Source organism: Clostridium sp. AM42-4, from assembly GCF_003480105.1.
Lineage (GTDB): Bacteria > Bacillota > Clostridia > Lachnospirales > Lachnospiraceae > Brotaphodocola.
Genome location: NZ_QUIK01000003.1, coordinates 217,276 through 229,329 on the forward strand (window position 1 = coordinate 217,276; position 12,054 = coordinate 229,329).

Below are 12,054 nucleotides of genomic sequence, written 5' to 3' on the forward strand. Positions count from 1 at the left end.
CGGTAACATGGCAGTAATTACAATCAACGGTCGGGAGTTTCCGTCTCCCGACATTGGCGGCAACCTGATTGTAGCCACGAACGTTAGCGATGGCAAGAATGCAAACGGAGAGTTTGTCGGGCAGAAAGTCGGCAGAGATCAGTATAAGTTTGATTCCCTGCAGTGGAAATTTCTGGATGCCGCCACTTGGGCGGCTATGCTGCAGGAGTTCGATAAGTTCGTGGTAACGGCCCGGATTCCGGATATGGTGAATAATTGTTTCCGGACGATCCGGATGTATCCTGGAAACCGGACGGCAACGCCGATCCAGTTTGATGCGTCCGGTCTGCCGACCATGTACCAGGATTGTAAGGTTAATATCATAGACTGTGGGGTGGTGGAGTAATGCAGGCGGTAAGCAATGCGTACAAGCAGGAGATGAAAAAGCAGCTTCGCGATCATTCGTATATGCGCGTCAGCATTGGTTTGATCAATCAGGAAGCTCAGGCATCGGCCAGTGTGCCGGAGCCGGCGCAGTATACCTACTACAGCAACTTAACCTGGCCGCTTAACAACTATGATGTGGAAGAACTGTATGAGACCTGCGATCAGGATTACAGCGCCGTAGATGGCAGTATGTACTTTTTGCCGAGGGAGCGAATGGATGCTGTACTTAACCAGGGAATAGTCACAGACGGGCTCCTGGGAGTAGTGGAGATTCCCTTCCCAGTGGAACACGACATCAAGGGTTTAACTATCGAATTTGGAAAGGCATATCCGGTGGATTTTAATATTGAATCGGATAATGGCACAGTAGAGATTACGGGGAATGCCGCAGGGCATTTTGTAACAGAGGAGATCTTCACGGGTGCCACCTTTCTTCGGATTGTGCCGGTAAAGATGGTAAATGGGCAGAGCCGTTTGCGGGTTCATAAGATCACCATGGGTATTGGCATTTATTTTGACAACCAGAAGATCTTATCATCAACGAAAAAGGAGCGGATCAGCCCAGTTATGGAAGAACTGCCATCCATTGATTTCAGTATTAGCATTGACAATAAGAACCGGGCTTATGACATTGAGAATGAAGAAAGTACGGTAAACTTCTTGGAGAATGGCCAGGAAATCAATGTGATTTATGGTCAGAAACTGGATGACGGCAGCGTAGAATGGATGCCGGGCACCACAGTTTATCTCCGGGAATGGTCTGCTGACGATGAAGAAATGAGTTTTACCGCGACAGATCGTTTTGATGGCATGGATGGGACCTACCGGCGCGGCAGATATTACGCGGACGGAATCAGTTTGTATGGCCTTGCGATTGATGTATTTGAAGATGCTGGCATAGACAGCCGCACATACTGGCTTGATAATTATCTGATGGATGTTAAGGTATATAACCCTATGCCGGTGGTAACGCACAAAGCGGCGTTGCAGCTGATTGCCAATGCAGGACGATGTATCTTATATCAGGACCGATCAGGAAATATTTTCATGAAGTCTAGTTTTGTTCCGGATATGGAAGCAAGTTCAGAGAACGAGGTTTATTTTTCCAGGGCAGCATCGGTACTGGAGACAACAGAAAAGAGCACTTATGCCACGGCAGAAAAAGATCACACAGTCGCAACGGCAGAGCAGTTCTTCCTGCCGCGGGATGGTGAGTATTTGGATGTGGGCTATGTGTCGGAAGCTGTGGCGGATGAATCCGGGAGATTTGAAGAGAATCCCATGGTTGTGATCGGCCTGGAAGCGCGTTATAAGTGCTTCGGCCTCACATTGGAATTCGGTAGAAATTACCCATCTGAAATGGTCTTCAGATCCTATTTGTCTGGAGAACTTCAGGAGGAATATAAAGTGGCTTCGCTGACTGAGGTGACTATAATCAGTCATGAGTTCCCGGAATTTGATAAGCTGGAACTTGAATTTATGAAAGGCGCGCCACACAACCGCGTGAATTTGAAACAGGTTACATTTGGAGACAGCACGGACTATGAACTGTCGTATGGTAAGGAGCTTACCAAGACCCCAAAAGGCACACAGCTGTCAAAAGTCAGAGAACTGCAGATGACCAGGACGATTTATGCACCTGGGCTTGAAAAGCGTCAGCTTGTGAAAGAAACGATTCCGGCGGGAGAGACAGAGCACACCTTTTATTTGAACACGGCGTCGCATGGATATGAAATAGAGACAGATGACGAGAGTGTGAAAATCATCGACAGCACAGCGTATTATGTTACGGTGGAACTTTCTGGAGACGTGGAAACAGAAGTGATTATCAACGGGTATGAGTACAATGCGACCCAGGCTGTAGTGACCAGGCAGCTGAATCCTACCGGTACGGTTGAAGCGTGGGAGAATCCGTTGGTATCCACATCGGAGCATGCTGCAGATCTTGCTGAGTGGGTAGGTGATTATCTGCGTGCAGACAGGGAGTATGATCTGACCTATCGAGGGGAACCGAGGATTGATGCAAATGATATTGCATTCCTGGAAAACAAATATGTTCCGGATCTGCTTTTGCGGATCTATGAACACACATTAAAATTCAATGGCGCCCTGTCCGGCACCATAAAGGCGAGGAGGGACATGAGCAATGTGGCAGCAGCCCAAAACAGACTGGCAGTCCAGTGATTACTTTAACATTGAAGATTACAACCGCATAAAAGGAAATCTGAACGAAATCCGGCAGCAGGCGCTTACCCTCTGGCCGGATTTTGATTTTGAAGATATGGGTGAGGATAAATCCTACTCTGACTATGGCTTTTATGCGGATGAGATTAACCGGTTCGAGTCCAATGTGGATCACATCTGTGACGGAGTATTTCCCTTTGCAGTTGGTGATAGAAAGACTTTTTATGAAAATCAGCCATTCATCGACTGGAAAGAACTGAATCGGATCGAGGAGGCCTGCAGACTGATGTACAGTAACATTCAAAGCCGGATTACTGGACGGCGCCACCTGTCCTTTATTTTAAATGGAGGGGAGTTATGTTAAAGACGGATTACAAGGACGCCATGTATGACGGCGCCCGTAAGTACAGAATTACAGCAAACGCGGATGGAACATCCGGCATTGTGGATGAAACAGCATACACCCAGGAAGGAGATCCCTTCGGGGCGAATGACATCAACGCGACCAACGCAGCCATCAACCGTCAGGATCACGTCACGCTGTTTACGCTTGCCGCAGATGCTTGGACCGGTGACGAGGCACCATATGAGCAGACCGTGGCAGTTGATGGTGTTGCCGCCGAGGATAATCCAATACTGGTGAGTGCTCTGGAAGATGGCGCAGACCTGGCGGCTCAGAAAGCATACAATAAGGCCTTTGGAATTCTGGCATCTGGAACCGGCACAACTGCAGATGGTAGTGTGACATTTAAGGTTTATAAGCAGCCAACAACGGACATTACGGTCGGCTTGAAAGGAGTGTAATAACATGGGAAAGATATGGATTCCAGGTGGTGGAGGTGCCGGTACTGGATCAGATGATTGCACCGCCAGTAAAGCCCAGGTGCTTGTCGGATACACTGCCGTCACCAGGGACTCTGGGGATGAGGCAGCAGCGGGAAGTATGCCGAATAATGGTGGTCAGTCTGGGACTCTAAACTGTGGACAGAGCAAGGTGATTCCGGCAGGGTATACATCTGGCGGCACAGTTACGGCCAATAGTCTGGCATCGCAGACGAGCGGAACAGCTGTCGCTAATCAGATTTCATCCGGAAAAACAGCGTGGGTGAATGGAGCGAAAGTAACAGGAACCTTGACTGAGCGTGGACAATATCAGAACGGTGGAGCTGCATTTACAGGAAGTTATTTCGCTATTAACGCGCTGCCAGAGGGGGTTTATCGGTCAAATGGAGCATCATGGGCGCCAGAAGCGCGATGTACCGCGGATCAGCTGCGAAATGCACTTGGTATTACAGCAGGGAAGATTAAAAAAGGAGAAGTTATCGCAGGAGTAACTGGAACCTGGGAGGGATATGTGGCTAATCCAACGGATTTGTATTATAAAGGTTCCAACCCAGCAGGATTCTATGTATCGAATAACGGAAACGGATATGCTTCGGCGTCATTTGATGGGGTATACATTACAGCAAAATCGACCACGACATCCGCTAATGCTGTAACGATAACCGCTGGAAAAGCTTATAATTTATCGGGATATTCAAAACTTATAATTGAATTAAATGTAACCAAAGCTACCTCTTATACTAACACCAACGGTGGGCTTGCTTTAAAGAACGGCAGTGAAGAACTTATAAGAATCTGGCAGGATGGGTTATATGGAACTGTAGGGGCAAAAACATATTCATTCGACCTGAGTAACTTGCAAAAAGTTCTTACACCGTCTCTAGCTTTTACACTGCGTGCAGCAGTTGTTCAAATTACTCGTATACGGTTAGCATGATGCCGAGTCTCAATCATTACGCGAAGAACATCGTAAAACTACAACTAGCTAAAATAGGAGAAAATAATGAAAGCGTTAGTTATTTATGATACGACCGGAAAAATCTGGTCAGTTACTTACGGCATAACAGAAACTCCGCAGGGGCTTCTTTGTATGTTTGTTGATATGCCAGATGGAGCCATGTTGGAATACATTGATGTGACAGATTCAAAGAATCCGAAACCGGTATTTTCATACCTGCCTGAGTCTGATATCGGGCGCCTTCAGAAAGATATGAGGAAGCTGATAGAACGTGTGGATGCAGTTGCTCCAGAAGAAAAGAAGCCGGAAACTCTGAAAGAGTTCAAGACAGCAAAAAAACAGGAGATCAGTCAGGCTTGCGAGCAGATTATTTATGCAGGCATCAGCGTAACACTGGCAGACGGCACCGTGGAGCACTTTGCGCTGACTGAGCATGATCAGCTTAACCTCTTTGGTAAGCAGGCCCAGCTTGCGACCGGAGCCGAGCAGTTGGAGTATCACTCTGACGGCAAGCCGTGTCGGTATTACAGTGCGACAGACATGCAGACCATCATCGCGGCTGCCATGCAGCATGTCAGCTACCATACCACCTACTGCAACGCGCTTAACATGTGGGTAGCCGGATGCGAGACAGCTGATGAGCTGCAGCAGATCTATTACGGTGTGGATGTGCCGGAGCAGTACCAGTCGGAGGTCCTCAAAGCATATCTTTTAGAGATTGCGAGTCTGGCGGGAGATGATGCGGATGCTTAAACTGTTTTGCAAATACAGCTTTTTGTTTGACGTTGGCGGTGCGCTTTATGTGCTGATCGAGCTGATCTGGCGGGGCTGGAGCCACTGGACTATGTTTATCCTGGGCGGCCTGTGTTTTGTCATGCTTGGACTGATCAATGAGGTGCTGCAGTGGGATACGCCGCTATGGCAGCAGGTCTGGATCGGCGCGATCGGAATCACGGCATTAGAGTTTCTGACTGGCTGTGTGGTTAATCTCTGGCTGGGGTGGAATGTCTGGGACTACAGCGGCATACCGGGCAACATCCTGGGCCAGATATGCCCGCAGTACACAGTGTTGTGGATGCCGGTGAGTCTGGCAGGTATCATCCTGGATGACTGGATCAGGTACCGGGCGTTTGATGAGGAGCGGCCACGGTACAATATCGGGGTGACACGGTATAGCAAGCATATAGTTTGGATGCCGGAATAAGAGAGGAGATGATGGACTTGGATACATCACAGGTTATTGCCGCAGTGATCGGGTCAAATGCGCTTTTTGCATTTATCCAGTTTCTGATCACACGCCATGATCAGAAAAAGAATGCGTTATCTAAACATGAGCAGGCGCAGAATGATATGATCATCGGTCTGGGGCATGACAAGCTGCTTTATCTTACTGATAAATTTGTTCAGCGTGGCGGCGTTACTTTAAAGGAGCGTCGGAATTTGGATTACATCTATAAGCCATACAGGGAGGCTGGTGGAAACGGAGACTGTCAGATCGGATATGAAGCCTGTGAAAAGCTGCCGACTCTGAGTGATGAAGAAGCTATGGTGCTTGATCGGCGAATCAAGCGCAGAGAGTATGGAATTGAAGATTGAAAGTGAGGATGAGAAATGAATATGAATGACGTGCTGCAGTATGCAGCGTATGTACTGGTGGCCATCGGAGTGATGGCTTTTTTAGTATCCGCAATTACCCAGGTGATTAAAGAGATGCCATGTTTTAAGCCGGTGCCGACCGCCGTGGTTGTGATTGTGCTGAGCCTGGTCCTTTGCCCGGCGGCACTGGTGGCGCTGTTGGCATGGCTGTCAAAGCCGGTTACCTGGTATTTAATTTTTGCGTGCATGATTGCAGCCTTTATAGTAGCGTTGGTTGCAATGGACGGATGGGAGCGTGTGACCGAGATATGGCAGCGGACAAGGTACAGCGATAAGCATTGAGAGGAGGTGATCCGGATATCTCCCGCGGCGGCCCGGGTGACGGCCGCCATTGCGATATCGCAACAGGGTGGACGGAGCGCCGCCCTCATATTAATTAAGAAGAAAAGAGGACGAAAACATGATGAAATTAAATGAAACCGTGGACGCAATGAATAGCACAGATTATAAGGAAAGATTTAAGGCGGAGTATAATCAGCTGGCAATCAGATATTATGGCCTGCGCGGCATGCTTGATAAATGGGATGCCGGTACACTGCCGTTTAAGCCGACATGCCCGAGAAGTACTTACAATATGCAGCTGACCGCTATGACGGATTACCTCGCGGTGTTGGAAGCCAGGGCGGTCATGGAAGGCATTGAACTTGATGATGTGACCCGCAAATAAAGTAAACGCAACAGAAATCATGTAGAATATTGGCATAAAATATGATATGATGTAGAAGCTGCCGAACCTCCAGCAGAAAGGAGGTGGGCTACATGGTAGACATTCTTCTCTCATTTCTTGTCTCCGTCGGAGCAGGTGTGGTTAGCTACTACATATGCAAATGGCTGGACAGAGATAAATAGGTAGCAACAGCCTATCGGCGTGGTTCACCGTAACGAACAAGAAAACCCCAGAGGATTAGGGCCCTCTGGGGTTTTCGTTTTGCCACATGGAATCTTCTCTCATTCCTTAGCTGCCTACATCATATTCTATTTTTCTTAATTTGTCAATATTCCAAAAGTTAACGTTAACGAGTTAACGGAAAGGAATGTCAAATGAAAATCTCAGAAAACGGATTGAAACTGATCAAGAAATTTGAAGGCTGCCGTCTGACAGCTTACCAGGACGCCGTCGGCGTTTGGACTATCGGCTATGGCACCACCAATGCTGACAAGGCTATTACCGGCACCACGATTTGCCAGGGGCTGCGCATCAGCCAGGAGACGGCAGATGAGTGGCTGCGTAGATCTATTGATCGCAAGTATGCCCCAAAGGTGGACAAATACAGTACGTATAAGTGGACACAAAACGAGTTTGACGCACTTGTAAGTTTTGCTTACAATATCGGCAGTATCGACGGCCTTACAGCGCAGGGGGCCCGGACGCGTGCGGAGATCTCACACATGATCTTGGCCTATAACAAGGCGGGCGGCAGAGAGCTGAGCGGGCTCACCAAGCGCCGCCAGGAGGAGCGGGCGCTCTTTTTGACTCCGGTGCAGGCTGCAGTCAAGTCCGGCTGGCAGCAGGAGAGTGGTGGTTGGCGCTACTACTATGAGGACGGCACTGGCCGTTGTGTGCGGGGTGCCTGGTGGCAGGATGGTGACAAATGGTATTGCTTTGATATCAACGGTTACATGCTTGCCGATACATGGGCTGATTACAAGGGCCATAGATGTTATCTAGGACATGACGGCGTGATGTTGATCGGCCTGCAGTGTATCAATGGCAAGTGGTATTATTTTGATGCAAAAGGGTATGCGGCAACAAAGCCGGTTACATTCACTTTGGATCAGGACGGCGCACTGCAGTACCCTGAATTAAGCCGGTAAAAACCGTAGTCAATGACAACGATTTGACTACGGTCCATAAGTTGCTATATAATATAGAAGATTTTTAATAGACATAAATGGTTTTTTAATAACCAGTTTTTATTGGTTTTATGCGGAAAGTAAGGGATCATATAACATGCGCAGTGATGGTGTAATACTTGCTATCTACAAACCGGGCATTGTGAGGTTGTGGTTGCATTACACAGAAGAAACATATAGAAAATCTTGAAACTGCGCACTTTGTAGAGTTCTCAATTAGCTTGTGTATAAGTTAAATAGGTATATATTGATATTTTAATTTTATAAGCTTTTATGGCTGTTATAAAGAGGAGATTATTTATGGCAAATTCAATTGAACGTGTAGGCGTGTGCCATTGTGGAGAAATCGCAGAACGTAATAATTGGATGTTTCGAGAACAACCAGTCGATGATGTTGGAATTGATGCCCACATGGAGTTTGTTGAAGCATCTGGTAAGTCTAAACAACTTCTTGCATTGCAAATAAAGTCTGGTTCAAGTTGGTTTAAAGAAAAAAAGGACGGTTGCATAATTTTTAGGGATATTAGTAATAGACAATACAATTATTGGACTATGAATACGTTGCCTTGCATTGTGGTTCTTTATAATCCTGATGATGATATCTGTGTTTGGCAAAAGCTAACTGCTGAAACTATAGAAAGAACTAATGATGGGAAGGGAAAAGGCTTTTTGGTTAAAGTTCCTTTGAAGCAAGTTTTTTTAAATAGTTCATCAAATGAAAAACTTCTTTCTTTTACGAATTTACCAGATCATATAACAAATTACAACTTTTTGCTATCTCAGAAAAAATTTATGCAAATTATTCAAGAGGGTGGTAGAATTAGGCTCCATTCTATGGAATGGATACATAAGAGTAGTGGTAGAGGGAACACTGAATTAATTGTGGATGATGGAAAAAGTATAGAAACATATTCTTATCCATATTGGTTTCCTTTTACACCATATACTAAGGTTTTCCCACGGTTGTTTCCGTGGGCAGATTTTTCAGCCGATGAAGATTTCTTTGAGGAAAATGACAAAAATATTTGGCGTGAGCTTCACTGTTATTATGATAAGGAGGAAGGTGAATGGTTGGTTGTAGGAGATTCATTTGAAGAATTTCGTAGAAAATTAAAACCAATGCGAAGTATTGATCATGCAGGAGAAGTAGCTGAATATATGATGATACTTAGCTTAAATGAGTTAGGAAGAGCGTTTTTAAATGTAGATAAATTTGTGTCACAAAATCAACCTTATGCAGAAACAAGACCAAAAGAAGGATAAAATATTAGGTGTATAGGATATGAAGAAGATCAAACTAAATAATAATTCAGAAAAGATATTAAATTGTGAATATGAACTTGATCCCACTGAAAAATATGTGATTGATATTCAAGAAGAAATGGAGTTTCAAATAGCAATAATGGAATCATTTTTGGTAATGGGACCACCTCCTGCAATTAAAAATTATCATGCATGGTTAGATGAAAATAATTTTGATGTGAACATGCCTAATCCAACAAATGAGGTTGTCGCTTGCTATTATGGCGTTAAACCACTTTGGAAAACAGTGTATTCGCAAGGGATTGTAGTAATGGATGAAAGAGATGATGATTATTTTATTGTTATGGAGTGTAGTAACAAGAACAAAGGTTATAAACATACAAAAGTTATTCTTACCCTGGGTGGTTGCATATGACAAAATAACCAAATCAGCATACAGTGTCAGGATGTAGGAGAAAGAGACGCTCTTATGAGAGAGCAAAAGTCAGACATTTGGAGATGTTATAAAGTTGCTCATTCGGATGGGGACGAAATTTCGTGGGTATCTAACAGTGCTTATAATCATTAGATGCAGTTGCTTTTGGATCGTATAGATTAAATGGATGGCATGGAATGTATGCAATGTCAGGAATAGAAGAATCAAATGGTCGTATATATAAAGTGAATGATAAATTGGAGTTATTTATTGCTCATGCAGTAGCTGCTGCTAAACAGTTTATTTCGGATAGAAGGCAATTAAATGTAAATTGGAAGCCGGAATAAAGAGAAAAAGTATTTTAATAGGATAATCAAAGTTCTTGAGGGCCTTTCATGAGGGGCGAAAATGAGGGTCTGGTGAAAGGCAGACCCTTTGAGTTATAAAGCTATTACTCGGATGATATTAGATCCCATGTTGCTAGAATATAAATAGTACAAGCCAAAATGAGAAATTCCAAATACACATAAGCATGGTACAATAGAAACATGCTGAAGGAGGATCTCATATGGCAAAGCAACATGACAAACAATTTAAACTTGATGCAGTCCAGTACTATCAGGATCACAAAGATCTCGGAGTACGTGGATGTGCAGAAAATCTTGGCATCGGCTACAGTACATTAACAAAGTGGCTGAAAGACTTCCGGGAATCAGGTGATATTCCTGTTCGTGGTTCTGGTAATTATGCATCTGATGAGCAGAAGGAAATTGCCCGTCTCAGGCGTGAATTACGTGATGCCCAAGATGCACTTGATGTGTTAAAAAAAGCAATCAACATTCTGGGAAAATGACGGAAGCCATTTATCTCGAAGTGTCTGAGAAGACGGAAGCTGCCAAAAAGGCTGGACGCCGGGTTTCCGTCTCCGGAATGTTGAAGTTTTTAGGTGTCTCTCACTCAGGATATCTTGCATGGCTCCACCATGTACCTTCTGATACAGAAAAACGTCGTGAAGCTGTAAAAGCAAAAATACAGGATATTTATGATGATTCCAAGCAAAACTACGGTGCTCCGAAAATCACTGTAGAACTTCGAAAAATTGGTGAAGTCATTTCGGAAAGAACCGTTGGTACATATATGCGCCAAATGGGGATCCGTGCTCAGTGGAGCAAACCATGGACAAGCACCACAAAAGATTCCGATTTCAGCACTGAATTACAAAATATCCTTGATGAGCAATTTAATCCTGATCGTCCGAATGCAGTCTGGTGTTCGGATATCACCTACATCTGGACAATAGATGGATTTGTCTATCTGACCAGTGTTATGGATTTATTTTCTAGAAAAATCATAGCCTGGACGCTTTCAGAAACACTGGAAGTATCTTGCGTGATTGATACTATAAACAAAGCCAAAGCTCGCCGGAATATCAATCAACCATTAATTATCCATTCGGATCGTGGCAGCCAATATGTTGCAAAGGAATATAAAAAAGCAACCGAAAATATGCAGCGTAGCTACTCAAAGAAAGCTTTTCCGTGGGATAATGCATGCATTGAATCCTTTCATTCTATTATCAAACGTGAATGGCTCAATCGTTTTAAAATTCGCGATTATAAGCAGGCATACCAGTTGATTTTTGAATATCTGGAAGCTTTCTACAATACGAAACGAATTCATAGCCATTGCAACTATATGTCGCCAAACGAATTCGAACGAGTGTATGAAAGAATACACACTGAGGCTGAGCTTCTGGCAGGTTAAAATGGGGAGAATTTTCTTATTTTAACTTGTACTAAATCTTGACATAGGACCAATTGGTGGGGAATGTCAGCACAATTGAAACTTATCATTGATAAGTGCTACTGCCGTGGATTGCAGTTAAAAAACAAAAAAGTTGGCACAATTGTTGTAGGTGGTTCTCCCGTAGGCAGTATCCAGTATGAGCTGACTGATAAGCAGTTTGACTGTATGGCAAAATATCTTTCATGGGATATGCTTTTCAAAAAATCATATTACGCAACAGCCAGAGATGAACTTGAAAAAAATAAGGATTCCATGAACGAACTTGAGTGGATCGGAAAAAATTTATAAAGCACACACCAAATTCGGATTTGCTACTCCTATATTATGATATTGGAACGCTTATTAACGAATACAAAACATGGGGAAATAAATTTATTGATAATCTTTCTTATGATATTCAGATAGCTATTCCAGAGAGATAGGGGTATTCCGTCCGAAACCTGAAGTATATGGCAAAGTTTTCCGCCTGTTTTTCTGATAGAAAAATTGTGCAAGAGGTGCTTGCACAAATTACCTGGTATCATAATATTGCTTTGATGGATAAGGTCAAAAACAATATGGTTGCAGAATATTCCCTCAAGGATATTTCAAAGCCGATTGGTGTAAGCGAATATAAAATAACCATTTGCTGGAATTGAGTTATCAACTG

17 protein-coding genes and 1 pseudogene are annotated in these 12,054 nt (G+C 44.3%); all 18 read left to right on the forward strand.

What is annotated here, in order from left to right:
* Positions 1-7 precede the first annotated feature (7 nt).
* The gene (locus DW922_RS03825) at positions 8-385 is read left to right on the forward strand and encodes a hypothetical protein (RefSeq protein ID WP_118725843.1); all 378 of its coding nucleotides are present in this window, start codon (positions 8-10) and stop codon (positions 383-385) included.
* Positions 385-2,610: a hypothetical protein gene (locus tag DW922_RS03830; RefSeq protein ID WP_118725844.1), complete on the forward strand. Its 2,226-nt coding sequence runs from the start codon at positions 385-387 to the stop codon at positions 2,608-2,610. The genes DW922_RS03825 and DW922_RS03830 overlap by 1 nt, the downstream gene beginning before the upstream one ends.
* The gene (locus DW922_RS03835; RefSeq protein WP_118725845.1) at positions 2,573-2,974 is read left to right on the forward strand and encodes a hypothetical protein; all 402 of its coding nucleotides are present in this window, start codon (positions 2,573-2,575) and stop codon (positions 2,972-2,974) included. The genes DW922_RS03830 and DW922_RS03835 overlap by 38 nt, the downstream gene beginning before the upstream one ends.
* Positions 2,968-3,414 (forward strand): hypothetical protein, encoded by a 447-nt coding sequence (locus tag DW922_RS03840; RefSeq protein WP_118725846.1) that lies wholly within the window; start codon positions 2,968-2,970, stop codon positions 3,412-3,414. The genes DW922_RS03835 and DW922_RS03840 overlap by 7 nt, the downstream gene beginning before the upstream one ends.
* Positions 3,415-3,418: 4 nt before the next feature.
* Positions 3,419-4,390, forward strand: coding sequence for a hypothetical protein (locus DW922_RS03845; RefSeq protein WP_118725847.1), 972 nt, complete (start codon positions 3,419-3,421; stop codon positions 4,388-4,390).
* A gap of 66 nt (positions 4,391-4,456) precedes the next feature.
* Positions 4,457-5,164: a hypothetical protein gene (locus DW922_RS17895; protein WP_243032016.1), complete on the forward strand. Its 708-nt coding sequence runs from the start codon at positions 4,457-4,459 to the stop codon at positions 5,162-5,164.
* A complete protein-coding gene (locus DW922_RS03855; protein WP_118725848.1) occupies positions 5,151-5,615 on the forward strand; it encodes a hypothetical protein in 465 nt (154 codons plus the stop codon). The genes DW922_RS17895 and DW922_RS03855 overlap by 14 nt, the downstream gene beginning before the upstream one ends.
* Positions 5,616-5,632: 17 nt before the next feature.
* On the forward strand, positions 5,633-6,007 hold the full coding sequence (locus tag DW922_RS03860; protein WP_147353357.1) for a hypothetical protein: 375 nt from the start codon (positions 5,633-5,635) through the stop codon (positions 6,005-6,007).
* A gap of 15 nt (positions 6,008-6,022) precedes the next feature.
* Positions 6,023-6,349 carry a hypothetical protein gene (locus tag DW922_RS03865; RefSeq protein ID WP_118725850.1) on the forward strand — a complete coding sequence of 109 codons (327 nt, stop codon included), beginning with the start codon at positions 6,023-6,025 and terminating at the stop codon, positions 6,347-6,349.
* A 118-nt stretch (positions 6,350-6,467) separates the two neighbouring features.
* Positions 6,468-6,734 (forward strand): hypothetical protein, encoded by a 267-nt coding sequence (locus DW922_RS03870; protein WP_118725851.1) that lies wholly within the window; start codon positions 6,468-6,470, stop codon positions 6,732-6,734.
* A gap of 374 nt (positions 6,735-7,108) precedes the next feature.
* A complete protein-coding gene (locus tag DW922_RS03875) occupies positions 7,109-7,882 on the forward strand; it encodes a lysozyme (protein WP_118725852.1) in 774 nt (257 codons plus the stop codon).
* A gap of 339 nt (positions 7,883-8,221) precedes the next feature.
* Positions 8,222-9,184 carry a DUF4365 domain-containing protein gene (locus DW922_RS03880; protein WP_118725853.1) on the forward strand — a complete coding sequence of 321 codons (963 nt, stop codon included), beginning with the start codon at positions 8,222-8,224 and terminating at the stop codon, positions 9,182-9,184.
* Between the two features lie 19 nt (positions 9,185-9,203).
* Positions 9,204-9,599, forward strand: coding sequence for a hypothetical protein (locus DW922_RS03885; protein ID WP_118725854.1), 396 nt, complete (start codon positions 9,204-9,206; stop codon positions 9,597-9,599).
* A gap of 206 nt (positions 9,600-9,805) precedes the next feature.
* Positions 9,806-9,946: a hypothetical protein gene (locus tag DW922_RS17440; protein WP_154106741.1), complete on the forward strand. Its 141-nt coding sequence runs from the start codon at positions 9,806-9,808 to the stop codon at positions 9,944-9,946.
* Positions 9,947-10,167: 221 nt separating this feature from the next.
* The gene (locus DW922_RS03890; RefSeq protein WP_005612369.1) at positions 10,168-10,452 is read left to right on the forward strand and encodes a transposase; all 285 of its coding nucleotides are present in this window, start codon (positions 10,168-10,170) and stop codon (positions 10,450-10,452) included.
* The gene (locus DW922_RS03895; RefSeq protein ID WP_118725855.1) at positions 10,449-11,363 is read left to right on the forward strand and encodes an IS3 family transposase; all 915 of its coding nucleotides are present in this window, start codon (positions 10,449-10,451) and stop codon (positions 11,361-11,363) included. The genes DW922_RS03890 and DW922_RS03895 overlap by 4 nt, the downstream gene beginning before the upstream one ends.
* 75 nt (positions 11,364-11,438) lie before the next feature.
* Positions 11,439-11,693: a hypothetical protein gene (locus DW922_RS03900; protein ID WP_347560257.1), complete on the forward strand. Its 255-nt coding sequence runs from the start codon at positions 11,439-11,441 to the stop codon at positions 11,691-11,693.
* Positions 11,694-11,839: 146 nt separating this feature from the next.
* Positions 11,840-12,043 (forward strand): annotated as a pseudogene (locus tag DW922_RS17900) (DUF1016 N-terminal domain-containing protein); the annotation flags it as partial.
* Between the last annotated feature and the right edge of the window lie 11 nt (positions 12,044-12,054).

Coding starts and splice junctions, on each gene's coding strand:
- DW922_RS03865 (WP_118725850.1), top strand. CDS start 6,023: ATGAATATGAATGACGTGCTGCAGTATGCAGCGTATGTACTGGTGGCC.
- DW922_RS03825 (WP_118725843.1), top strand. CDS start 8: ATGGCAGTAATTACAATCAACGGTCGGGAGTTTCCGTCTCCCGACATT.
- DW922_RS03870 (WP_118725851.1), top strand. CDS start 6,468: ATGATGAAATTAAATGAAACCGTGGACGCAATGAATAGCACAGATTAT.
- DW922_RS03840 (WP_118725846.1), top strand. CDS start 2,968: ATGTTAAAGACGGATTACAAGGACGCCATGTATGACGGCGCCCGTAAG.
- DW922_RS03875 (WP_118725852.1), top strand. CDS start 7,109: ATGAAAATCTCAGAAAACGGATTGAAACTGATCAAGAAATTTGAAGGC.
- DW922_RS03885 (WP_118725854.1), top strand. CDS start 9,204: ATGAAGAAGATCAAACTAAATAATAATTCAGAAAAGATATTAAATTGT.
- DW922_RS03890 (WP_005612369.1), top strand. CDS start 10,168: ATGGCAAAGCAACATGACAAACAATTTAAACTTGATGCAGTCCAGTAC.
- DW922_RS03880 (WP_118725853.1), top strand. CDS start 8,222: ATGGCAAATTCAATTGAACGTGTAGGCGTGTGCCATTGTGGAGAAATC.
- DW922_RS17895 (WP_243032016.1), top strand. CDS start 4,457: ATGAAAGCGTTAGTTATTTATGATACGACCGGAAAAATCTGGTCAGTT.
- DW922_RS03845 (WP_118725847.1), top strand. CDS start 3,419: ATGGGAAAGATATGGATTCCAGGTGGTGGAGGTGCCGGTACTGGATCA.
- DW922_RS03835 (WP_118725845.1), top strand. CDS start 2,573: ATGTGGCAGCAGCCCAAAACAGACTGGCAGTCCAGTGATTACTTTAAC.
- DW922_RS03855 (WP_118725848.1), top strand. CDS start 5,151: ATGCGGATGCTTAAACTGTTTTGCAAATACAGCTTTTTGTTTGACGTT.
- DW922_RS17440 (WP_154106741.1), top strand. CDS start 9,806: ATGTCAGGAATAGAAGAATCAAATGGTCGTATATATAAAGTGAATGAT.
- DW922_RS03895 (WP_118725855.1), top strand. CDS start 10,449: ATGACGGAAGCCATTTATCTCGAAGTGTCTGAGAAGACGGAAGCTGCC.
- DW922_RS03830 (WP_118725844.1), top strand. CDS start 385: ATGCAGGCGGTAAGCAATGCGTACAAGCAGGAGATGAAAAAGCAGCTT.